Origin of the sequence: Streptomyces violascens (genome assembly GCF_014649955.1) — a bacterium.
Lineage (GTDB): Bacteria > Actinomycetota > Actinomycetes > Streptomycetales > Streptomycetaceae > Streptomyces > Streptomyces violascens.
The window spans coordinates 41,314-63,191 of the sequence record NZ_BMUA01000014.1 but is presented as its reverse complement, the minus strand read 5'-3'; the positions used below and the strand labels follow the sequence as shown (position 1 = coordinate 63,191).

The 21,878-nt window shown below is 70.4% G+C and carries 20 protein-coding genes; 14 read left to right on the top strand and 6 right to left on the bottom strand.

Translation table 11 applies throughout. From position 1 onward, the window contains the following. Positions 1 to 89 precede the first annotated feature (89 nt). Together IE206_RS25220 and IE206_RS25215 are read left to right on the top strand one after the other, a co-directional pair. Entirely contained in the window at positions 90 to 1,577 is a 1,488-nt protein-coding gene (locus IE206_RS25220) for a PP2C family protein-serine/threonine phosphatase (RefSeq protein WP_189966029.1), read from the top strand. 85 nt (positions 1,578 to 1,662) lie between these two features. After that, positions 1,663 to 3,159 carry an aminopeptidase P family protein gene (locus IE206_RS25215; protein WP_189965803.1) on the top strand — a complete coding sequence of 499 codons (1,497 nt, stop codon included), beginning with the start codon at positions 1,663 to 1,665 and terminating at the stop codon, positions 3,157 to 3,159. Positions 3,160 to 3,193: 34 nt separating this feature from the next. On the opposite strand, the gene IE206_RS25210 is transcribed toward IE206_RS25215, so the two are convergent. Beyond that, on the bottom strand, positions 3,194 to 3,652 hold the full coding sequence (locus IE206_RS25210; RefSeq protein WP_189965801.1) for an ATP-binding protein: 459 nt from the start codon (positions 3,650 to 3,652) through the stop codon (positions 3,194 to 3,196). 260 nt (positions 3,653 to 3,912) lie between these two features. Here IE206_RS25210 and IE206_RS25205 point away from each other — a divergent pair, with 260 nt between their 5' ends. The 9 genes from IE206_RS25205 (at position 3,913) to IE206_RS25165 (ending at position 13,821) form a co-directional block, all read left to right on the top strand. Next, complete coding sequence (locus IE206_RS25205; RefSeq protein WP_189965799.1) at positions 3,913 to 4,755, top strand: hypothetical protein; 843 nt, start codon at positions 3,913 to 3,915, stop codon at positions 4,753 to 4,755. A 107-nt stretch (positions 4,756 to 4,862) separates the two neighbouring features. Continuing rightward, positions 4,863 to 5,588 carry a YcnI family copper-binding membrane protein gene (locus tag IE206_RS25200; RefSeq protein WP_189965798.1) on the top strand — a complete coding sequence of 242 codons (726 nt, stop codon included), beginning with the start codon at positions 4,863 to 4,865 and terminating at the stop codon, positions 5,586 to 5,588. A gap of 47 nt (positions 5,589 to 5,635) precedes the next feature. Then, the gene (locus IE206_RS25195; RefSeq protein WP_189965797.1) at positions 5,636 to 6,295 is read left to right on the top strand and encodes an SCO family protein; all 660 of its coding nucleotides are present in this window, start codon (positions 5,636 to 5,638) and stop codon (positions 6,293 to 6,295) included. 80 nt (positions 6,296 to 6,375) lie between these two features. After that, a complete protein-coding gene (locus IE206_RS25190) occupies positions 6,376 to 6,810 on the top strand; it encodes a copper chaperone PCu(A)C (RefSeq protein WP_226598989.1) in 435 nt (144 codons plus the stop codon). Between the two features lie 28 nt (positions 6,811 to 6,838). Then, on the top strand, positions 6,839 to 8,755 hold the full coding sequence (locus IE206_RS25185) for a copper resistance CopC/CopD family protein (protein ID WP_189965795.1): 1,917 nt from the start codon (positions 6,839 to 6,841) through the stop codon (positions 8,753 to 8,755). Positions 8,756 to 8,766: 11 nt separating this feature from the next. After that, positions 8,767 to 10,047, top strand: coding sequence for an iron uptake transporter deferrochelatase/peroxidase subunit (gene efeB, locus IE206_RS25180; RefSeq protein WP_189965794.1), 1,281 nt, complete (start codon positions 8,767 to 8,769; stop codon positions 10,045 to 10,047). Between the two features lie 124 nt (positions 10,048 to 10,171). Beyond that, on the top strand, positions 10,172 to 11,107 hold the full coding sequence (gene pheA, locus IE206_RS25175; RefSeq protein WP_053729810.1) for a prephenate dehydratase: 936 nt from the start codon (positions 10,172 to 10,174) through the stop codon (positions 11,105 to 11,107). A 606-nt stretch (positions 11,108 to 11,713) separates the two neighbouring features. Continuing rightward, positions 11,714 to 13,003 (top strand): serine--tRNA ligase, encoded by a 1,290-nt coding sequence (gene serS, locus IE206_RS25170; protein WP_189965793.1) that lies wholly within the window; start codon positions 11,714 to 11,716, stop codon positions 13,001 to 13,003. Then, entirely contained in the window at positions 13,000 to 13,821 is an 822-nt protein-coding gene (locus IE206_RS25165) for an HAD family hydrolase (protein WP_226598981.1), read from the top strand. The genes serS and IE206_RS25165 overlap by 4 nt, the downstream gene beginning before the upstream one ends. A 398-nt stretch (positions 13,822 to 14,219) precedes the next feature. Here the strand turns inward: IE206_RS25165 and IE206_RS25160 are convergent, their stop codons facing one another. Continuing rightward, positions 14,220 to 14,906, bottom strand: coding sequence for a rhomboid-like protein (locus tag IE206_RS25160; RefSeq protein WP_189965792.1), 687 nt, complete (start codon positions 14,904 to 14,906; stop codon positions 14,220 to 14,222). A gap of 121 nt (positions 14,907 to 15,027) precedes the next feature. Between IE206_RS25160 and IE206_RS25155 the strand changes: the two genes are divergently transcribed. From IE206_RS25155 to IE206_RS25145, 3 genes are all read left to right on the top strand, one after another. Beyond that, the gene (locus tag IE206_RS25155; RefSeq protein ID WP_189965791.1) at positions 15,028 to 15,711 is read left to right on the top strand and encodes a FadR/GntR family transcriptional regulator; all 684 of its coding nucleotides are present in this window, start codon (positions 15,028 to 15,030) and stop codon (positions 15,709 to 15,711) included. 106 nt (positions 15,712 to 15,817) lie between these two features. Beyond that, positions 15,818 to 17,062 (top strand): CynX/NimT family MFS transporter, encoded by a 1,245-nt coding sequence (locus IE206_RS25150; protein WP_189965788.1) that lies wholly within the window; start codon positions 15,818 to 15,820, stop codon positions 17,060 to 17,062. 329 nt (positions 17,063 to 17,391) lie between these two features. Continuing rightward, positions 17,392 to 18,225: a hypothetical protein gene (locus tag IE206_RS25145; RefSeq protein ID WP_189965787.1), complete on the top strand. Its 834-nt coding sequence runs from the start codon at positions 17,392 to 17,394 to the stop codon at positions 18,223 to 18,225. Positions 18,226 to 18,318: 93 nt separating this feature from the next. Here the strand turns inward: IE206_RS25145 and IE206_RS25140 are convergent, their stop codons facing one another. From IE206_RS25140 to IE206_RS25125, 4 genes are read right to left on the bottom strand one after another with little or no spacing between them, the layout of a single operon-like run. After that, positions 18,319 to 19,038 carry an ABC transporter permease gene (locus IE206_RS25140; RefSeq protein ID WP_189965785.1) on the bottom strand — a complete coding sequence of 240 codons (720 nt, stop codon included), beginning with the start codon at positions 19,036 to 19,038 and terminating at the stop codon, positions 18,319 to 18,321. Between the two features lie 30 nt (positions 19,039 to 19,068). Beyond that, on the bottom strand, positions 19,069 to 19,980 hold the full coding sequence (locus IE206_RS25135; protein WP_189965783.1) for an ABC transporter ATP-binding protein: 912 nt from the start codon (positions 19,978 to 19,980) through the stop codon (positions 19,069 to 19,071). Beyond that, positions 19,977 to 20,864: an ABC transporter permease gene (locus tag IE206_RS25130; RefSeq protein ID WP_189965782.1), complete on the bottom strand. Its 888-nt coding sequence runs from the start codon at positions 20,862 to 20,864 to the stop codon at positions 19,977 to 19,979. The genes IE206_RS25135 and IE206_RS25130 overlap by 4 nt, the downstream gene beginning before the upstream one ends. Next, positions 20,854 to 21,873 (bottom strand): ABC transporter ATP-binding protein, encoded by a 1,020-nt coding sequence (locus IE206_RS25125; RefSeq protein WP_373300982.1) that lies wholly within the window; start codon positions 21,871 to 21,873, stop codon positions 20,854 to 20,856. Before IE206_RS25125 ends, IE206_RS25130 begins: the two co-directional genes overlap by 11 nt. Positions 21,874 to 21,878 lie beyond the last annotated feature (5 nt).

The window sequence follows — 21,878 nt, the reverse complement described above, 5'->3', positions numbered from 1 at the left end:
CGGCTTCAGTCGACCCCAGAGCTGGGCCACCAGGGTCATTTTTTGGCCAAGTTCAACGCCCCACGGACACCAATAGTCCCGCTATGACAATGCTGGACATCCCCTCACTTGTGCGTGTACATGTGGATGCATTGATAGCGGCGCAGAATGACATGGGGGTTTGCGATGCTATTGAGCAGAATCAACCAGTCGGAAAGCCGGCTGCCATGAGCGCCCCTCACCTGCCGAAAGTGGCTGGAATCGATCCAGCCGTTCCGCCCCCCGCGCACACTCGTGCGCCTCTGCCCTCACCCGCCGCCCACACCCCGCCCGGTGCGGTACTCCAGGACCGCCTCGCCGGCTGGGTCTCCGATCTCACCACGCTGCACGAACTCACCGAGCGGCTCGCCCGCACCACCGCTCTCGACGACGCCCTGGACGAGCTCCTCAAGGCCGGTGCCGCGCTGGTCGGCGCCCGGCGCGGCCTGGTCGTCCTGGAGCCCTGTGACGGCCTGGGCCCGGCCGTCACCACCGGCCTCGGGCTCGCCCACGCCGACCTCGGCCACATCGAGACCGTGCCGCGCAGCGCCACCGCGTACGGCCGGATCCTGGACGGCCTTCCGGACGCCGACGGCGGCCCCGACCTCATGGCGGACCCGGACGGCATCGACCCGCGCCACCGCGAGGTGGCGGCCCGCCTCGGCTACGCCGCCAGCTACGCGCTCCCCCTCACCACCGACGCCGCGGGCCGGCTCGGCGCCGCCGTCTGGTTCTACGACGAGAGCGCGGAGCCCGTCGAGCGCCAGCAGCACCTGGCCGGGCTCTACATCCGGTACGCGGCCGAGCACCTGGCCCGGCTCGTCGAACTGGAGCGGGCCCGCGCCCATGTGGCGACCGTCGCCGAGGAGCTGCTGCCCAGCCGACTGCCCCGGGTCGCCCACGTCCAGCTGGCCGCCCGCCACCGCACCGGGCCGCGTGGCGGCGGCGACTGGTACGACGCGCTGCCGCTGCCCGAGGGCGCGCTCGGGCTCGCGGTCGGCTCCGTGACCGGGTCCGGACCGAGTGCGGTGGCCGCGATGGGACGGCTGCGCGCGAGCCTGAGGGCGTACGCCGTCATGGAGGGCGAGGATCCCGTCGCCGTGCTCTCCGACCTCGAACTGCTGCTGCGCCTGACCGAGCCCGCTCGCTCGGCGACCGCGCTGTTCGCCTACTGCGAGCCTGCCCGGCGCAAGATCGTGCTCGCCGGGGCCGGACACGCCCCGCCGTTGATCGTCGGGGACCGGCGCACCGAGTTCGTGGAGACCTCGCTCTCGGCGCCGCTCGGCATGCTGGCCTGCTGGGAGGCGCCCAGCGTGGACATCTCGCCCGAGCCCGGCGAAACGGTGCTGCTGTACACGGACGGTCTGCTGCACCGCACCGGCGATCCCATGGACCGGGCCTTCGCCCGGCTGCACGCCGCCGCGGCGAGCGTCCCCAACGCGGTGCGCGACGACCCGGACGCCGTGGTCGACCACGTCCTGCGCACCGTGCTGCCCGACGGTCTCGACGAGGCGGACAGCACCGAGGACGTGGTGATTCTCGCGGCCCGCTTCGCCTAGCCGCGGTAAGAGGCACTTGGACCCTGGACCCCCTTCCGCACGCCCGTACGATGGAAGGCGCCCAGTGTCGTACCAAGGAGCAGACGTGTCTGAGGAGCTCAGCCCGACGGAGTCCAATTTTGCTGCTGCCGCAGCGGGCCCGGAAGAGACCACCGACGAGAAGCCGATCCAGCAGCGGAAGAACGGCCTGTACCCGGGCGTCTCCGACGAGCTGGCCGAGAACATGAAGTCCGGCTGGGCCGACACCGAGCTGCGTGACCTGGAGCCGATCGCGCAGGCCGGCCACACCGCCGACCGCCGCGCCGCGCTCTCCCGGCGCTTCCCCGGCGAGCGTCTGGTGATCCCCGCGGGCAACCTGAAGACCCGCTCCAACGACACCGAGTACAGCTTCCGCGCGTCCACCGAGTACGCGTACCTGACCGGCGACCAGACCGAGGACGGCGTGCTCGTCCTGGAGCCCAAGGGCGACGGGCACGAGGCGACGCTCTACCTGCTTCCGCGGTCGAACCGGGAGAACGGGGAATTCTGGCTGTCCGGCACGGGCGAGCTGTGGGTGGGCCGCCGCCACTCCCTGGCCGAGGCCGAGCAGCTGCTCGGGCTGCCCGTCAAGGACGTCCGCGAGCTGGCCGCCGCCCTCGCCGAGGCGACCGGTCCGGTGCGGGGCGTACGCGGCCACGACGCCTCCATCGAGGCCGCGCTGACCGACAAGGTCACCGCCGAGCGCGACGAAGAGCTGCGCGTGTACCTCTCCGAGGCGCGCCTGGTGAAGGACGCGTTTGAAATCGCGGAGCTGCAGAAGGCGTGCGACTCGACCGCCCGCGGCTTCGAGGACGTCGTCAAGGTGCTCGACAAGGCCGAGGCGACCAGCGAGCGCTACATCGAGGGCACGTTCTTCCTGCGCGCCCGCGTCGAGGGCAACGACATCGGCTACGGCTCGATCTGCGCCGCGGGCCCGCACGCCACCACCCTGCACTGGGTGCGCAACAACGGCGAGGTCCGCTCCGGCGACCTGCTGCTCCTGGACGCCGGCGTCGAGACCAACGAGCTCTACACCGCCGACATCACCCGCACCCTGCCGATCAACGGCACGTTCTCGCCGCTCCAGCGCAAGATCTACGACGCGGTGTACGAGGCCCAGGAGGCCGGCATCGCAGCGGTCAAGCCCGGTGCCCCCTACCGCGACTTCCACGACGCCGCCCAGCGTGTGCTCGCCGAGAAGCTCGTCGAGTGGGGTCTGCTCGGCGACCTGGACGTCGACAAGGTCCTGGAGCTCGGCCTCCAGCGCCGCTGGACCCTGCACGGCACCGGCCACATGCTCGGCATGGACGTCCACGACTGCGCCGCCGCGCGCACCGAGACGTACGTCGGCGGCGACCTGGAGCCGGGCATGTGCCTGACCGTCGAGCCCGGTCTGTACTTCCAGGCCGACGACCTGACGGTGCCCGAGGAGTACCGCGGCATCGGCGTCCGGATCGAGGACGACATCCTGGTCACCGAGGACGGCAACAAGAACCTCTCCGCCGCGCTGCCGCGCCGCGCGGACGAGGTCGAGGCGTGGATGGCCCAGGTCAAGCAGGCCTGATCCAGCACCGCTCACGCGCCCGGGGGCGCGCCGCTCAGGACACCTTGAGCAGCGCGCCCTCGCGCCATTTCAGGATTTTGTCGAAGCTGATCACCGCGCCCCGGCCGGGCCGGTTCCCGAAGTGCACGTGGTCGGCGAGCTGTTCGATCAGGCCGAGGCCCCTGCCGTGTTCGGCCAGGGCGCCGGTTCTGACCGGGACCGCGGCGCGCCGGCCGCGTCGTACCGGAAAGCCCGGCCCCGAGTCCGCCACCTCGATGCGGCACTTCTCGCCGTCGAGGTAGGCGGTCACCCGGTAGGCCGCCGACGCGCTGCCCGACACGGCGTCCCCGCCGTGCTCGACCGCGTTCGCGCAGGCCTCGCTCAGCGCGACCGACAGGTCGTAGGAGATGTCCGGGTCGACCCCGGCGGTCTCCATGGCACCGAGCAGAAGACGACGGGCGAGCGGAACGCTCGCAGCCTCGCGCCGCAAGTGGAGAGACCACCAGATGCTCATGCTCCAGCCTCCTGGCTGCGGCGCTGCGGCTCGACATTGTTCCTTCTCCCTACGGGCGCAGTATTGCCGCAAGTCCCGCTCCGTAAGCGCGCTCTTGACGTGATGGCGCCCATTCGGCGGATGCGCGCGACCCTCACGCCGGTGTAAAGCACCCCGGAACCCTCCCATCCGCTTCGTCGGAACCCCCGCCCCGTATCCAAAGGCGACCTTCCGGACCTGCCGTATGGAGCGGGTAAGGGCAGTGCGATGATGGCCCCGCCATGTCTACCCCCCACGCCCCAGCAGGCGCCGGTCTCCGGCTGCTCCGGGCCGCGGTGTTCGCCGCGGTCTGCGTCGTGCTGTCCGCGATGGGGCACGTCATGGCGGCCTGTGCGACCGTCCCCTGGTGGACGCTGCTCGCCGGCTTCCTCGGGGTGTTCGCGGTCGTGGCACCGCTCGCCGGACGCGAGCGCACGCTGCCGTCCATCGCGGGCGCCCTCGCGGCCGGACAGCTCGGCCTGCACACGCTCTTCGGCCTCGGCCAGCACACGGCGGCCGCCTCCGGCAACGGATCCACCGGGGACGTCCCGCTGGTCCAGTTCGCCGCGAAGCTGATCTGCGGCAGCGCCACCGCCCCGCTCAGCGCGGCCGACGCCCAGCGGATCGTGACCGACGCGGGCATCGACCCGTCCAGGGTCACCGGCGCGGGCCACGCCGCCATGGCCGGCATGCCCGGGATGACCGACATGATGTCCGGCATGGCGGGCAGCGGCCCGGGCTCGGCATCGCTGGCCGCATCCCTGCTGCCCACGCTCCCCATGCTGCTCTGCCACCTCCTCGCGGCGCTCGCCACCGGATGGCTGCTGCGGCGCGGCGAGATCGCCCTGTTCCGCGTGGTGCGCCTGGCCGCCGAGTCCGTCACGGCAGCGGCCGAGGCCACGACCGTACGCTCGCTGCGCCGCGCCCTGGCGTTCGTGGCGGCCCTGTGCGCCGGGCTCCTGACGGCCGCCGGCCCAAGCGTCCCCGTCGCGGACCGCCGCGAGACTCCTCCCCTGCCCGGGGCGGCACTTCAGCACTCGGTGATCAGGCGCGGGCCACCCGCGGCGTACGCCCTCGCAGCCTGAACGCGGCCCACTCCCCACACGTACCGCAGGGGTGGTGTCGCGGGTCCCCGCGCACCCGTGGCGCGGTGGACATCCCCACCCTTCCTGCTCACTGGAGTGTCTCTGCCATGAACGCTGCCCGTTCGCGCACCCGTCTCGCCGTCGTCGGCTCGGTTGCCGCCGGATCCGTCCTGCTGCTCTCGGGTACGGCCTTCGCCCACGTCACCGTGCAGCCGGAGGGCGCGGCCGCCAAGGGCGGTTACGCCGTCGTCGACTTCAAGGTCCCCAACGAGCGCGACAACGCCAAGACGGTCAAGCTGGAGGTCAACTTCCCGACCGACCACCCGCTGGCGTCCGTCATGCCGCAGCCGGTGCCGGGCTGGAACGTCGAAGTCACCAAGTCCAAGCTGGACAAGCCGCTGACCGTGCACGGCAAGCAGATCAACGAGGCCGTCACCAAGGTGACCTGGAGCGGCGGGACGATCGAGGCGGGCCAGTTCCAGAAGTTCCCGCTGTCCATCGGCTCGCTGCCCTCCGACACCGACCAGCTCGTCTTCAAGGCGCTCCAGACGTACGACAACAACGAGGTCGTGCGCTGGATCCAGGAGCCGCAGAAGGGCCAGCCCGAGCCCGCGAACCCGGCGCCGACCCTCAAGCTGACCGCCGCCGCGGCCGGCGGGGACGACGATGACGCGGCGCCCGCCGCCGACGCGAGCGCGACCGGCAAGAAGACCGAGGCCGCGTCCTCGTCGGACACCGACACCACCGCGCGCATCCTGGGCGTCGTGGGCATCGTCGTCGGCATCGCCGGAGTGGCCTTCGGCGTGTTCGCCGGACGCCGCCGCTCCGCGTAACCCGCCTCCTGCACACCTTCAACCGGAAAAGACCGGAAAATCACCCCATGCGCAACAAGACCGCGCTGACTGCCGCCGCTCTGGCGGCGGCAGCGGCGCTCACCCTGACCGCGTGCGGAAGCAGCGGTGACAGCGGCTCCAAGAGCCCTGTCGCCGATGTCTCCGCCTCGGCGAAGACCCAGGCCGCGACGCTGCTCGACCGGCCGTTCACCAAGCCCGACTTCGTCCTGACGGACACCAGCGGCAAGAAGTTCGACTTCCGCGCCGAGACCAAGGGCAAGCCGACGCTCATCTACTTCGGCTACACCAACTGCCCGGACGTCTGCCCGCTGACCATGGGCAACATCGCCGTCGCCAAGAAGGCGCTGCCCAAGGCCGACCAGGACAAGCTCCAGGTCGTCTTCGTGACCACCGACCCCGAGCGCGACACCCCCGCCTCGCTCGGCAAGTGGCTCAAGGGCCAGGACCCGTCGTTCATCGGCCTGACCGGCGACTTCCCCACCATTCAGGCAGGCGCCCGCCAGCTGGGCATCGGCATCGACCCGGCCGCCAAGGACAAGGACGGCAAGGTCGTCTCGATGCACGGGGCGCAGGTCATCGCCTTCTCCCCGAAGACGGATCAGGGCTACGTCCTCTATGGCGAGGACGCGACCGTGGCCGACTACACCAAGGACCTGCCGAAGATCATCAAGGGGGAGAACCCGTGAACCGCCGCACCACCCACGCCGCCCGCTACGCCCACCCGTCGCCCGACCTCCGCCCCTCAAGGAGCTTCGCGCGGCCTTCGATTGCCGCCGTCATAGCCCTGTCCGCGGGGCTCGCCCTCGCGGGCTGTTCCGGCAGCGCCGACGCCAAGCCGAAGCTCCAGGTGAGCGACGCGTTCATGCCGGTGCCGACCAGTGACATGGCCGGCGGCTTCCTCACCGTCAAGAACGACAGCAAGACCGCCGACAAACTCACCAAGGTCACCAGCGACCTGTCGGACAACGTCACGATCCACGAGACGAAGAACCAGAAGATGCAGGAGGTGGCTTCCTTCGACATCCCCGCCAATGGCGAGCTGGACCTCGAACGCGGCGGCAGCCACATCATGTTCATGGGTCTGAAGCAGAAGCCGAAGCAGGGCGGGAAGGTCACCGTCGAGCTGCACTTCGAGAAGGCCGACCCCATCAAGGTCGACCTCCAGGTGAAGGAAGCCACCTACAACCCGAAGCACCACTGAGGTAACCAGAGGGACTTGAGGGACTGACATGACGGCCACCGCCCCCCGCCTTCGAACCACCGCGAGCCGAAGCCTGACCCGGCTGCTGCTCGTCACGGTGGCGCTGCTCGGCGCGCTCTTCGCGGGCGCCGAGCCCGCGTCGGCGCACGCCGCACTGACCGGCAGCGACCCGAAGGAGGGGGCGGTGGTCGCCACCGCCCCGGCCCAGGTCGCCCTCACCTTCTCCGAGGGCGTCGCCCTGGACGCCAACTCCATCCGGGTCCTGGACCCGACGGGCAAGCGCTCCGACACCGCCGAACTCGTCAACCTGTGCAGCGGCGACGTCGTCAAGTACGGCGTCCGGCTGCGCACCGGCATCCCGAACGGCACCTACACGGTGGCCTGGCAGGCGATCTCCGCCGACAGCCACCCCGTCTCCGGCGCCTTCACCTTCTCGATCGGCGCGCCCTCGGCGACCACCGCGGTCGTGCCCACCCAGGCGGTCGGCGGCGGCCTCGTCGGCGCCCTCTACGGCATCGCGCGGTACGCGGCGTACGGCGGATTCGTGCTGCTCACCGGCGGCGCGGCCTTCGTGCTGGCGTGCTGGCGGCGCGGGGCGACCGTGGGACCGGTGCAGCGGGTCGTCGTCGGTGGCTGGCTCACCATGACCGCGGCAACGCTCGCGATGCTGCTGCTTCGCACGCCCTACACCGGCTCCGGGAAGCTCTCGGACGCCTTCGACCTGAACGGCCTGCGGGCGGTCCTGGAGACCAAGCCGGGCGCGGCGCTGATCTCCCGGCTGCTGCTGCTCGGCGCCGCCGCCCTGTTCGTGTCGGTCCTGTTCGGCGCGTACGCCAAGCGGGAGGACGAGGCCGAGAAGAAGGACCTCACCTTCGGCCTGGCCATCGGCGGGGCCGTGGTCGCCGCCGGTCTCGCCGCGACCTGGGCACTCGCCGAGCACGCCTCGACCGGCCTCCAGCCCGGCATCGCCATGCCCGTCGACGTGCTGCACCTGCTGGCCGTGGCGGCCTGGCTCGGCGGGCTCGTCACCCTCCTCGTCGTCCTGTACCGCTCCCCCGGCATCGAGCGCGCGGCCGTCCTGCGGTTCTCGCGGATCGCGTTCTGGAGCGTGGCGGTGCTCGCCGCGACCGGCGTCTACCAGTCCTGGCGGCAGGTCGGCACCTGGTCGGCCCTGGTCGACACGGCCTATGGGCAGCTGCTGCTCGTGAAGGTCGGCCTGGTCGCGGTGCTGGTAGGGACCGCCTCGGTCTCGCGGCGCTGGACCGCGCGCCTGTCCGAGCACACCGCGCCGGAGGCCGACGCCGCCCTGGTCGTCGAGGAGCGCGCGAGCGAGCCCGAGCCCGTCACCGTCCCCGACGACGGCAAGGACGCCAAGCGGGCCGCTCAACTCGCCCGCCAGCAGGCCGCCCTGAGCACCGCCCGCGAGAAGCGGATCCGGGATGCCGACCCCGAGCGGACCGGGCTGCGCCGCACCGTCCTCGCCGAGGCCGGCGTCGCCGTGGTGCTGCTCGCCGTGACGACCGTGCTGACCTCGACCGAGCCGGCCCGCACCCAGGAGGCGGTGGACAAGGCGAAGGCCGGGTCCCAGGTCGCCGTCGCGGACCGGCCCGTCGACATCCGGCTGCCGTTCGACACCGGCGGCCAGAACGGCAAGGGCACCGTCGAGCTCGCCCTCGACCCGGGCCGCACCGGCTCCAACGACCTGCGAGTGTCCCTGGAGGACCCGGCGGGCAAGCCGAAGGACGCCCCCGAGGTGAAGGTCTCCTTCACGCTGGCCGCCAAGTCGGTGGGACCGCTGCCCGTCGTGCCCGACCGCGTCGCCGCCGGACAGTGGAAGGCGAGCGGCGTCCAGATCCCCATGGCGGGCGACTGGCAGATCTCGGTGACCGTACGCACCTCGGAGATCGACGAGACCACCGTGGACAAGAACGTCAAGATCGGCTGAGTAGAACTGACATGAGCGAGACCAAGAACTCCGATCGGGCTCCGGCCGCCGCCACCGGGGCGACCCTCGACATCTCCCGCCGCAAGCTGCTCGGCACCGTCGGCGGAGTCGGCGTGGCGGGCCTGGCCCTTGGCGCGGCGGGCGGGGCCGGGGTGTACGCGGCCGTCGAATCGCCGGACGGCACAAGCCCGTTGACGTCGGTGGGTTCCACGGAGGTGATGTTTCACGGGAAACATCAAGCGGGGATCGCCACTCCGCTTCAGTCCACCGGCCATCTGATCGCCTTCGACCTGGCCCCCGGCGCCGGGCGCAAGGAGGCGGCCGCGCTGATGCGGCGCTGGTCGGCGACGGCCAAGTCCCTGATGGCGGGCGAGCCCGCGAGCAGCGGCGACACCGGCGTGGCCCTGGACGCGGGCCCCTCCTCGCTGACAGTCACCTTCGGCTTCGGCGCCAGCTTCTTCGACCGCACGCAGCTGGCCGACCGGCGCCCCGCACAGCTGGACCCGCTGCCCGACTTCTCCTCCGATCAGCTCGACCCCAAGCGCTCGAACGGCGACCTGTGGGTGCAGATCGGCTCGGACGACGCCCTGGTCGCCTTCCACGCGCTGCGCGCGATCCAGCAGGACGCGGGCTCCGCGGCGAAGGTGCGCTGGCAGATGAACGGCTTCAACCGCACCCCGGGCGCCACCCAGAAGCCGATGACCGCCCGCAATCTGATGGGCCAGATCGACGGCACCGGCAACCCCAAGCCCTCCGACGCCGACTTCGATCAGCGCATCTTCGTGCCGGACACCGCGCAGCCCGCATGGATGGCGGGCGGCTCGTACGCGGTCGTGCGCCGGATCCGGATGCTCCTGGACACCTGGGAGAAGCTGCCGCTCACCGAGCAGGAGCAGGTGATCGGCCGCAAGAAGTCGAACGGCGCCCCTCTTTCGGGGGGTACGGAGACGACGAAGATGCAGCTCGACAAGTTCGGCCCGGACGGCAAGCTGGTCATCCCGGAGAACGCCCACGCCCGCATCGCCGCCCCCGAGCAGAACGGCGGCGCGGCCATGCTGCGGCGCGCGTTCTCGTACCACGACGGCATCGCGGCGGACGGGACCCCGGACGCGGGCCTGCTCTTCGTCGCCTGGCAGGCCGACCCGGTCAAGGGCTTCGTACCGGTGCAGCGCAAGCTCGACCGGGGGGACGCGCTGTCGCCGTTCCTGCGGCACGAGGCGAGCGGCCTGTTCGCGGTACCGGGCGGACCGCGGGCCGGCGAGTACGTGGGGCAGCAGCTGCTGGAGTCGTGAGCGGGGCCCGGCAGAGGTGGGCCGGGACGCCCGGCGGAACGGTTCGCCGTGAGCGGGCCGCGGGGTGGGCCCGGTCGCCCCGAGCGGTGGGTGCCGGTGACTTCGGGCCATTAGTGTGACGTGCATGTCCGCCACGCGATACACCTATCTGGGTCCCGAGGGCACGTTCACCGAGGCCGCCCTGCGCACGCTCCCCGAGGCCGCGACCCGCGAACTGGTCCCGATGGTGTCCGTGCCGGCCGCCCTGGACGCGGTACGCAGCGGGGAGGCGGCCGCGGCCCTGGTCCCGATCGAGAACTCGGTGGAGGGCGGCATCACCACCACCCTGGACGAGCTGGTCTCGGGCGAGCCGCTGATGATCTACCGCGAGGTGCTGCTCTCCATCAAGTTCGCGCTGCTCGTACGCCCGGGGACGACGCTGGCGGACATCAAGACGGTGACCGCCCACCCGGCCGCCCAGCCCCAGGTCCGCAACTGGCTGAAGGCCAATCTGCCGGAGGCGCTCTGGGAGTCGTCCGCCTCCAACGCCGACGGCGCCCGCCTCGTCCAGGAGGGCCGCTACGACGCGGCGTTCGCGGGCGAGTTCGCGGCGGCGACGTACGGCCTGGAACCGCTGATCACCGACATCCACGACGCGGTCAACGCGCAGACCCGCTTCGTGCTCGTCGGCCGCCCGGCCCGCCCGGCGGCGCCGACCGGCGCGGACAAGACCTCGGTGGTGCTGTGGCAGCGCGAGGACCACCCGGGCGCCCTCCTCGAACTGCTCCAGGAGTTCTCGGTGCGCGGGGTCAACCTGATGCTGCTCCAGTCCCGGCCGACCGGGCAGGGCATCGGCAACTACTGCTTCGCCATCGACGCCGAGGGCCACATCTCGGAGCGCCGGGTGGGGGAGGCGCTGATGGGCCTGCGGCGGATCTGCCCCGAGGTGCGCTTCCTCGGCTCGTACCCGCGCGCCGAGGTGACGCTCGACGACGTACGGGCGCTGCGGGCGGGGACCTCGGACGCGGAGTTCGTCGAGGCGGCGGAGTGGCTGGCCCGCTGCCAGGACGGCCGCGCGTAAGCCAGGACCACAGGGGCCTGCGGCGGCACTGTCCCCAGCCCCCACCCGGCCCGGCGGCTGGTCCTACCTGCTGATTTTCGTTGTCCACAAAGTTATCCACAGGCCTGCTTCTCGACCTGTGGGTAAGTCGACAACACAACCGGACACAGTCGACAAATCCCTGTAGTGACGACACATCAGTCCACAGGCCGCCAGGACATCCTCTGTCACCTCAATTCCATTGATCAACTCTTTAGAGCGAGCAATTCCCACCCGAATGAGTGTGTGGAACGGGTTTGAGAGGGGAAACCTCGGTCCTGCATGCGGCTTTCGGAACGATCCCTTCCGCAGTCCACAGACCCACCGCACAGCCTGTGGATAAGTTTCCGGGGGTGTGCGCTTCTGTGGACAACTCCTGTGCATCACAAGGGAGTCGGTCAACGGCGGTCCGGAAAGCGCCTCTTTTCGGGGGATAGTGGCAATTTCATTGACAGCCACCGGGAGCCCGCCGCGGAAATTCCCGGACCGGATTGCCCAATTCGGTCAATTGGGACAAAATGCCGCGCTGATGGCGGCGCGAGGGATATCCGGTGGGGTGCCGGGAGTCCGCACCGGTAGCCTGGAGGGGTGATTGACCTTCGCCTGCTCCGTGAGGACCCCGACCGTGTTCGCGCCTCCCAGCGCGCCCGTGGAGAGGACGTCGCCCTCGTCGACGCCCTGCTCTCCGCCGACGAGCTGCGCAGGTCCTCGGGCCTCCGCTTCGACGAGCTGCGCTCCGAGCAGAAGTCGCTCGGCAAGCTCATCCCCAAGGCCACGCCGGACGAGCGCGCCGAGCTCCTGAAGAAGGCCGAGCAGCTCAAGACCGACGTCAAGGCCGCGGAGGCCGCGCAGAACGAGGCCGACGAACAGGCCAAGCAGCTGCTCCTCCAGCTCGGCAACATCGTCCACACGGACGTGCCCGTCGGCGGCGAGGAGGACTTCGTCGTCCTGGAGACGCACGGCACCATCCGCGACTTCGGCGCCGAGGGCTTCGAGCCCAAGGACCACCTGGAGCTCGGTGAGGCGCTGGGCGCCATCGACGTCGAGCGCGGCGCCAAGGTGTCGGGCTCCCGCTTCTACTACCTGACCGGTGTCGGCGCGCTCCTGGAGCTCGCCCTGGTCAACGCGGCGATCGCGCAGGCCACCGAGGCCGGGTTCATCCCCATGCTGACGCCGGCGCTGGTCCGCCCGCGCGCCATGGAGGGCACCGGCTTCCTCGGCCAGGCCGCCGAGAACGTGTACCACCTGGAGAAGGACGACTACTACCTGGTCGGCACCTCCGAGGTCCCGCTCGCGGCGTACCACATGGACGAGATCATCGACGCGGACAAGCTGCCGCTGCGCTACGCGGGCTTCTCGCCGTGCTTCCGCCGCGAGGCCGGTACGTACGGCAAGGACACCCGGGGCATCTTCCGGGTGCACCAGTTCGACAAGGTCGAGATGTTCTCCTACGTCCACCCGGACGACGCCGAGAGCGAGCACAAGCGCCTCCTGGACTGGGAGAAGCAGTGGCTGACCGCCCTGGAACTGCCCTTCCAGGTGATCGACGTCGCCACCGGTGACCTCGGCGCCTCGGCCTCGCGCAAGTTCGACTGCGAGGCGTGGATCCCGACCCAGGGCAAGTACCGCGAGCTGACCTCGGCGTCCAACTGCGACGGCTTCCAGGCCCGGCGCCTGTCGGTCCGCATGCGGGACACCACCGACGGCAAGAGCAAGGTCGCCCCGCTGGCCACCCTGAACGGCACGCTGTGCGCGGTCCCGCGCACCATCGTGGCGATCCTGGAGAACCACCAGCAGGCCGACGGCTCGGTGCGGGTCCCGGCCGTGCTCCGTCCCTACCTCGGCGGCCGAGAGGTCTTGGAGCCGATCTCCAAGTGAGCACCACCGTGGGGCGCGCGTTCCCGTACAAGCTGATCGCGACCGACCTGGACGGGACGCTGCTGCGCTCCGACGAGTCGGTCTCGCAGCGCACCCGTGACGCGCTGGCCGCGGCCACCGAGGCGGGCGCCGCGCACATCGTGGTGACCGGCCGGTCCGTGCCCTGGACCCGGCACATCCTCGACGACCTCGGCTACGAGGGCCTCGCGGTGTGCGGCCAGGGCGCGCAGGTCTACCACGCGGGTGAGCACCGGCTGCTTACGTCGGTGACGCTCGACCGCCAGCTCGCCGGGCTCGCCCTGTCCAAGGTCGAGGCGGAGATCGGCCCGCTGGCGCTCGCCGCGAGCCGTGACGGCATCGACGGGGAGGTCCTGGTCGGCCCCGGCTACCAGGTCCAGGAGGGCCCGCTGCCGGTCCGGTCCTTCGAGGACCTCACCGAGCTGTGGTCGGCGCCGCTGAACAAGGTCTACATCCAGCACCCCGGGTACGACGACGACGCGCTGGCGAAGATCACGCGGCAGGTCGTCGGCAGCCTGGTGGACGTGGTCATGGCGGGCGCGGGTGTCGTGGAGCTGCTGCCGCTGGGCCTGAGCAAGGCCACCGGGCTCTCGCTGGCCGCACGCCGGCTCGGCTGCAAGGCCGCGGACACGATCGCGTTCGGCGACATGCCGAACGACATCCCGATGTTCGGCTGGGCCCAGCACGGCGTGGCGATGGCCAACGCCCACGACGAACTGAAGGCCGTGGCCCACGAGATCACCGCGTCGAACGAGGACGACGGCATCGCGGTCGTCCTGGAGCAGCTGCTTCAGCGCTGAGGGTTAGAGGCGTTGCGACCTTGAGGCGTTGAGGCGTTGAGGGTTTTCGAGGGTGCGGAGCTTCGAGGAATCGAGGCTTTGAAGTCCGGTCCTGGGCAAACGCAGTAAACGCCGCCCCTGGGGAACGAGTTGGGCATGGGTAAGGGGCGTCCGCCATTGCGGGCGCCCCTTACCCATGTAGGAGGGGCGGCCTCGCGCTGATGCGCGCTCGAAGCGGCCGCCCCGGCAGCCGCGCGCGGTCGGCCCGTCGGAGTCGTCGGTGCTGCTCCGATGCCCCGCGTGGCCCTGCCGGGAGCGCGACGGACTCGTCCGTACGGTCCTCTTCGGACCTGTACGAACCGTCTTCGTCTCGCTCTTTCCCCCGTCCGGCGGGCCCGCGTCTGCCGCGTGCGGCTGCCTCAACCACTGTGCCCGGCACCGTCGTTGGCCGCCACTGGTTTTCGCGTGGGCACGCCCCGGGTCAGCGGATAGCAGGCGAAGCCGATGGAGAGCGCGGTCACATGGCCGAGGTCGGTGAACGTACCGCCGGTGGCGAGCGGGATGCCGAAGAACGCGACCACCCCTACGAGGTATAGCCAGCGCCAGGGGTACGGCAGCCTGTAGACGAGGATGCCCGCCGCCGCGGCGAGCCCGTAGCTGACGCCGATGTCCACGACGTGCGACATGGCGTGCGCGAGCCTCTTGGGCAGGTGCTGGTTCTGGATCGACCACAGCACGTACTCCTGGCTGATCAAGGTCGCCACCACATGCCCGACGACGACCGTGCACAGCCAGCGCAGCGTGCCGAGCCAGCGCTCCACCGTGCCGTGGACGACCTCGAAGAGCACCAGGTAGAGCAGGAGCGAGGACGGATTCTCGATCCAGAACGCGCTGGTGAAGAGGGACTGCGCGGGGTGCCGGGTCAGCTCGTGGATGTTGCTGCTGTTGCGGTGCAGCAGGAAGCGCTCCAGGCCCTGGGTGGACAGCTGGATGACGAGGCTGGTGATGGCGATGATCAGCAGCCAGATGTGCGTCCCGGGGGTGGAGCGCAGCCAGGACCGGACCGGCCGCGAGCGCTCGGTGCCGCGGTGGAGCAGCGTCGTCATCCCTAGATGATGCCGCGAAACTCTGAGGAGCAAGTGAGAGGCGGTTGTAGGACGACTGCGGGTTGGCTGGGTGAAGTCAGTTGTAGGATGACTGGGCAACCGGGTGAATGGAGTGGGCGACGTGGCTCTTCGTACGGCAGGGCGGCAGTCCCTGGTGGACGCCGTGGTCGATCAGCTGAAGGCCCAGCTGACCAACGGCGAGTGGGCGGTCGACGACCGGATTCCGACCGAGCACGAGCTCGCCGAGCAGCTGGCCGTCGGCCGCAACACGGTCCGCGAGGCAGTACGCGTCCTGGTGCACGCCGGGCTGCTCGAATCCCGCCAGGGCAACGGCACATTCGTCCGCTCCACGGCCGACCCCTCCGCGGTCCTCCAGGGAATCCGGGCCGCCGACGCCCTTGACGTACTCGAACTCCGCGTCGCATTGGAGGCCGAGGCCGCCCGGCTCGCCGCCGAACGCCGGGACACCGCCGACATGGTGGCCCTGCGCGGCGCACTCCAGACCCTGCGCGAACACGGCGACCGCGCCGCCGACGCCGACATGGCGTTCCACATGGGCGTCGTACAGGCCACGCACAACCCCGCGTTCATCGAGGTCTACCGGTTCTTCTCGGTGCAGGTGCACGAAAGCCTGATCACCTCGCTGCGCGACGAGGAGATGCCGCCGATCGACCTCGACACGCACGAGGCGCTGGTCGACGCGATCGAGAGCGGGGACCCCGGGGCGGCCGAGCGGGCGGTACGCGAACTGCTGCGCAAGCCGCTGGAGGCGGTACGGGCGGTGGCGGCCCGGCGGAGTGGGTGAGGTTCGTCCGGACGGCGGGCCGACGCCCGAAATCTGAACCAGCCGAAATCTGAACTCGTTGAGAAAGGTGCCTGTTTTGTCACGCCCGGATGTTGATCGCCTGCTGTTGCCCGATGCCGAGGCCGACGTACGGCCGTCGCCACAGGGCGCCGCCGCGCGACGGGCGCTGCTCGCGCATCCGGTGGTGCTGCTGGTCGGGATCGTGCTGGCGTCGCTGAACATGCGGGCCGCGCTGGCCAGCGTGTCGCCGCTGGTGAGCGAGATCAGCCAGTCGTTCGGCCTGTCCTCGACGGCGAGCAGCCTGGTGACCTCGGTGCCGGTGCTCTTCCTGGGGCTCGGCGCGCTGGTGGCGCCCTGGCTGGCCCGCCGCTTCGGGAGCGAGCCGGTGCTGCTGTCCGCCCTGCTGCTCCTGGCCGTCGGCATCCTGGTGCGCGTCGCCCCGTCGACGGTGGCGCTGTACGGCGGAGGCGTACTCGTCGGCACGGCGATAGCCCTGCTCAACGTGCTGATGCCGGGCCTGATCAAGCGGGACTTCCCGGACAAGGCGGCGTCCATGACGTCGGTCTACACCGGCGCGATGATCGCGGGCGCGACGCTGGTTGCGGCTTCGTCGGTGCCGCTGGAGAAGGCGTTCGGCGGCAGCTGGGAAGCCTCCTTGGCGGTGTGGTCGCTGCTCGCGGTCCTCGCGGCGGTGGCCTGGCTGCCGCAGGTCCTGATCGCCCGCGGCCGTACGGGCCATGAGGTACGGACAGCGACGTCCTCGGCCTCCTCTGCCGCCGGGAAGAGCGTGTGGCGCTCGCCGCTGGCCTGGCAGGTCACCCTCTTCATGGGGCTCCAGTCGCTGTGGTCGTACGTGCTGATCGCCTGGATGCCGACGATCTTCACGGACCACGGGATGAGCCGCTCCACAGCGGGCGTGATCTTCGCGTTCAACAACCTGATCCAGGTGGCCGGCGCGTTCGGCGTGCCGCTCCTGGCCGGCCGCATGCGCAGCCAGCGCCCGCTGATCGTCCTGGTCACCTCGCTGGTCGCGGCCGGTTACGCGGGCCTGATGGTCGCCCCCGTGAGCGGCGCCTGGCTGTGGGCGGCGGTCCTCGGCATCGGGCAGGGCGGCGCGGTGGGCCTGGCACTCACCCTGATCGTGCTGCGCTCGGGCGACGCGCGGACGGCGGCCCAGCTGTCCGGCATGGCCCAGACGATCGGCTACCTGCTGGCCGCGGCCGGTCCCATCGCAGCGGGCGCGGTCCACCAGGCGACGGGCGGCTGGACCGTACCGATCGCCCTGGTCCTCGGCGTGTGCGCGGCGGCGCTGGCGGTGGGGCTGTTCGCGGCGCGGGACCGGACGGTTTAGGCGAGGCCGGGCGGGCCCGGCGGTCTGGGCGGGCCGGCAGGATGGGGTGCCTGACCGGGTTCGGCTCAGCCCGAACAGCGCGCCGAAACGTTTGTTCCCAACACGTGTTCCCTGGATGCGTGACCTGTACGAAAGTCCGCTCGTTGTCCAACGTGCGTGGAGGCAACTGGAGTAGTGGCGTCGTAGCTCTCGTGAATTTGAGGATTGCCGGTCGCTGTACGAGAACCGGTCATTGAGTCAGTGGCGTAGATGAGCGGACCTCCACCCCTGTAGCCCGGGGACAGGGCGTCCAAGTCATGCACCACCGACCATGAACGGAAGGCCGGACCATGCCATCCGAAGTCGCCCTGCTCGAATCGCGCACCCTGCGCACCGACCACCTGGGACGTGTCGACGTCCTGGAGAAGGTCAAGGCGTTGCAGCTGCTACCTGATGGGCTGCACGTGACCACCGAGGGGGTCGCCCAGTACTTCGTTGTCCACAAGGAGGCTGTGCATAGCCTCGTCAGGCGACACCGCGAAGAGCTCACCAGCAACGGAATGATCACTCTTGGCGGCGATGAACTGCGCATCGATGACGTGGTCAAGATGACCACGTCATCCGAGGCCCCCAATGACACCCCCGAAAGTTATCCACAGGGCCGCTCGCACCTCCGGGTTTTCACCCGCCGAGCCGTCCTCAACATAGCCATGCTTCTTCGCGACAGCGAAGTGGCGCGGTGTGTGCGTACCTATCTCCTCGACACCGAGGAGCTCCATCGGGCCGCCGTCGCGAGCGACCCCCGCTACGACGGTCTGGACCGGCGGGTCACCAACCTGGAGGGCTCCATGGCTCAGATCGGGCCCGCGCTCCAGGAGCTCGGGCCGGTACTGAGGCGGATGTCGGTTCGGCTGGAATCGATGGACCATCGGATGGCGGCGATGGATCACCGCCTGGAGACGATGGATCACCGGATGGACACGATGGACCGGCGGCTGGAAGCCATGGACCATCGGGGCGAATCCATGGACCGGCGGCTGGAATCCGTAGACCGTCGGCTCGACACCACCAACCGCGTGGTCGGCGCCATGAGCGTCCGGCTCACGGATCTCTCCGAGGACGTCGCCGACATCCGGCGGCGGCTCCCGCATCCCCCGCACCCGGGGCGCAAGCGCCGGAGGTAGCCGGGCCGGAAGTATCCGCCCCCTCCGCACAACAGGCCGTGCCCGGCGACGAGTTGATGTCGCCGGGCACGGCCCCCGTCCGGGAAACCCCCGTCACTCCTCCCCGGCCAGTTTCAGGGTGCGCAGCTTCTGGCCCGCGTACCAGGTGGCTGCCACGGTCACGCCGACCAGGAGGACTACCGCGAGCGGCAGGCCCACGTCGGAGGAGATCACGTCGTTCTCGCCGATCTTCTGGGCCAGGGCGAGCGACCACTGCTGGACGCTCAGGGTGCGCGCGCCCGGTACCAGGTTGCCGAACAGCGACTCCCAGACCAGCGCGTACACCAGGCCGAAGACCACGGCGTGCCGGGTGACGGTGCCGAGCAGCAGGAACACCGCGGCGTACGCGATGGAGGCGACCAGGGCGGCCACGGTGTAGGCGATCGCGATCTGCTGGCCGTTGCCGTTCAGGATGAACCCTGCGATCAGTGTGGGGATCGCGGAGAACGCCATCGTCACGGCGATCGCGACGATCAGCTTGGTGAAGATGATCGTCGAGCGCTTCACCGGCTTGGCCAGCAAGTAGACGATCGAGCCGTCGTCGATCTCGGGGCCGATCGCTCCGGTGCCGGCGATGACACCGATCAGCGGCACCATCGTGGCCAGCGCGAAACTGCCGAGGAGGTCGGCGGCGACCTGGTCGTCGGCCCCGCTGAAGGACCGTACGGCCACCGAGATCACGATCAGCAGGGCGGGCAGGACGAAGAGAATGGCGGCCCGGCGGCGGCCGAGCAGAGCCCGGTAGGTGAGCCGGGCGACGGTCGGGTTGTACATGGGAACGTCACCGCTCCTTTCTGGAGGCGCTCAGGCCGCTACGAGGTAGGAGAAGACGGATTCGAGGGACTCGTCGGAGGGCGAGACCGTCAGCAGGCGGATGCCGTTGGCCTGGGCGACCTGCGGGAGCAGCGTGGTGAACCGGCCGAAGTCGACGGCCTGGATGCGCAGCGCGCCCTCCTTGAGGTCCACCTCGATCCCGGCGGTCGACGGGTCGGCGATCAGCGCCGCGGCCAGCGCGCGGTCGTCGCTGGAGCGGATCAGATAGCGGTGCGGGCGGTCCGTCATCAGGCGGCGGATCTTGCGGAAGTCGCCGCTGGCCGCGTGCCGTCCGGCCACGATGACCTCGATGTGCGAGGCGAGTTGCTCGACCTCTTCGAGGATGTGGGAGGAGAACAGGACCGTGCGGCCCTCGGCTCCCATCCGGCGCAGCAGGTTCATCAGCTGCATGCGCTGGCGCGGGTCCATGCCGTTGAACGGCTCGTCGAGCAGCAGCACCGACGGGTTGTGGACGAGGGCGGAGGCCATCTTGACGCGCTGGCGCATGCCCTTGCTGTACGTCTGGATCTTGCGGTCCTGTGCGTACTCCATCTCGACCGTGGCGAGCGCCTGGCCGGCCTCGCGGGCGCCCAGGCCGTGCAACTCGGCGTTGGCGACGACGAATTCGCGGCCCGTGAGGAAGTCGTACATGGCTTCCCGCTCGGGGACGATGCCGATCTTCTTGTAGACGGACTCGTTGCGCCAGATCTGCTCGCCGTCGAGCGTGACCGTTCCCGTGGACGGGGCGAGGAAACCGCCCATCATGTTGATGAGGGTGGACTTTCCGGCGCCGTTGGGGCCGAGCAGTCCGGTCACACCGGGGCCGATCGTCATGGTGACGTCGTTGACCGCCACCACGTTGCCGAACCAGCGTGAGGTGTGGTCGATGTCGATGGTGGTCACAGCCCGACCTTCCGGTAGCGGCGCATCAGGACGGCGTACGAGCCGTAGATGAGCGCGAGGACGACGAGCAGGTAGACCGCTCCGGTTCCGGATCCCGGGCCGTGGCCACCGGGGAAGTTGGAGCTCGCTCCGAGGAACGCGGTCTGTACGCCGTCGATGAGCGTGATGGGGGAGAACAGGCCGAGCCACTGGACCGCCCCGGGGGAGCCCTGGTTGAAGGCGATGGCCTGGACGGCGGAGACGGCACCGTAGGAGACCGTCAGGACGGCGATGACGGCGGCCACTCCGAAGCCGCGGCGCGGCGTCAACGCGGCGATGACCAGGCCGAGTCCGGCGAAGAGGAGGGAGAGCAGTGCCACTGAGACCAGCCCCTGGGCGAACCCCTTGGTCTGGTCCGCGAAGTCGAGTTTGGCGAGCAGGGAGCCGATGTACAGCACCACCAGGGGCGCGCCGGTGATGATGAACAGGGCCGAGGCCATGGCGGCGAACTTGGCCAGGACGTAGTCGAGGCGCTCGATCGGCCGCGAGAAGTACAGCGGCACCGTCTTGAAGCGCAGGTCGCGCGAGACGGTCTGGGGTGCCTGGGCCGCGATGAACAGGCCGATGACGGCCTGAAGGAAGATCGCGTACCGCGTGTACTGCACCGGCAGGTCGTTGGCCTTGGTGGCGACGGCGACCGCGACCATGATGGCCGCGGGCACGCACATCACCGCGAACAGCAGCATCGGCAGAACCTTGGACTTGGCGCTGCGGCCCAGGCCGTACGCCCCGCGCAGGGACTGCGAGAAGAGCGAGCGGCGGGCGTAGGCCCGGCCCAGGCGCGGCCCGTCGTAGTTGCGGTAGCCGATGTTGTGGATCTGGGTCTGGGCGCTGTCAGTTGCCATCGCGGCCGGCTCCCTTCTGCTCGGCGCCGGCCGCGGTGGCTGCCCATGCGGCGGCGCGTTCGGAGACCGGCTCCTGCGCCGGGGTCTGGAATACCTCGGCGATGTGGTGACGGCGCTGTTCCATCCGTACGAGACCGAGGCCGAGGTGGGCCACGGTGTCGCGGACCGTGTCGTAGGTGTCCTCGCCGGTGGCCTCGACGAGGAGGATGTGGCCGGCGCCGGGCAGTCCGTCCTCGACGCCCGCGTGCAGCGTGAGCCCGGCCGCGGCGAGCGCCTTGCGGACCGCCTCCGTGCCGTCGGGGTGGCTGTCGGAGTCGGTGACCTCGACCGCGAGGGTGGTGGTGGTCTGCGTGAAGTCGCTGGTGGAACTGGAGCGGAGCAGCTGGCCGCCGTCGATGACGACCACGTGGTCGCAGGTGCGCTCCAGCTCGCCCAGGAGGTGCGAGGTGACCAGGACCGAGATGCCGAAGTCGGTGTGGATGCGGCGGATCAGGCCGAGCATCTCGTCGCGGCCGACCGGGTCCAGGCCGTTGGTCGGCTCGTCGAGGAGGACCAGCTGGGGGTCGTGGACGAGCGCCTGGGCGAGCTTGACCCGCTGCTTCATGCCGGTCGAGTAGCCGCCGATCGGCCGGTAGCGCTCCTCGTAGAGGCCCACGTGGCGCAGCGTGTCGGCGGTTCGCTCGCGGGCCGCGGTGGCCGGCAGGCCCGACATGCGCGCCATGTGCACGACGAACTCGGTGGCCGAGACGTCGGGGGGCAGGCAGTCGTGCTCCGGCATGTAGCCCACCCGCTCCCGGATGGCGCTGCCGCTGGTGGCAACGTCCAGGCCGAGCACGGCGGCGGTCCCCTCCGTGGCGGGCGAGAGACCCAGAAGGATCTTGATCAACGTGGACTTGCCGGCTCCGTTGGCGCCCACCAGCCCGGTCACGCCGGGGCCGATGTCCAACGAGAGCCGGTCAAGCGCGGTCACCCTGGGGAACCGCTTGCTCAGGCTTTCGGTCGCGATCACAGTCA

Bases quoted from the DNA above. Each gene is read 5' to 3' on its own strand.
- IE206_RS25220 (WP_189966029.1), top strand. From the start codon at position 90: ATGCTGGACATCCCCTCACTTGTGCGTGTACATGTGGATGCATTGATA.
- IE206_RS25210 (WP_189965801.1), bottom strand. From the start codon at position 3,652: ATGAGCATCTGGTGGTCTCTCCACTTGCGGCGCGAGGCTGCGAGCGTT.
- IE206_RS25205 (WP_189965799.1), top strand. From the start codon at position 3,913: ATGTCTACCCCCCACGCCCCAGCAGGCGCCGGTCTCCGGCTGCTCCGG.
- IE206_RS25200 (WP_189965798.1), top strand. From the start codon at position 4,863: ATGAACGCTGCCCGTTCGCGCACCCGTCTCGCCGTCGTCGGCTCGGTT.
- IE206_RS25195 (WP_189965797.1), top strand. From the start codon at position 5,636: ATGCGCAACAAGACCGCGCTGACTGCCGCCGCTCTGGCGGCGGCAGCG.
- IE206_RS25185 (WP_189965795.1), top strand. From the start codon at position 6,839: ATGACGGCCACCGCCCCCCGCCTTCGAACCACCGCGAGCCGAAGCCTG.
- efeB (WP_189965794.1), top strand. From the start codon at position 8,767: ATGAGCGAGACCAAGAACTCCGATCGGGCTCCGGCCGCCGCCACCGGG.
- pheA (WP_053729810.1), top strand. From the start codon at position 10,172: ATGTCCGCCACGCGATACACCTATCTGGGTCCCGAGGGCACGTTCACC.
- IE206_RS25160 (WP_189965792.1), bottom strand. From the start codon at position 14,906: ATGACGACGCTGCTCCACCGCGGCACCGAGCGCTCGCGGCCGGTCCGG.
- IE206_RS25145 (WP_189965787.1), top strand. From the start codon at position 17,392: ATGCCATCCGAAGTCGCCCTGCTCGAATCGCGCACCCTGCGCACCGAC.
- IE206_RS25140 (WP_189965785.1), bottom strand. From the start codon at position 19,038: ATGTACAACCCGACCGTCGCCCGGCTCACCTACCGGGCTCTGCTCGGC.
- IE206_RS25130 (WP_189965782.1), bottom strand. From the start codon at position 20,864: ATGGCAACTGACAGCGCCCAGACCCAGATCCACAACATCGGCTACCGC.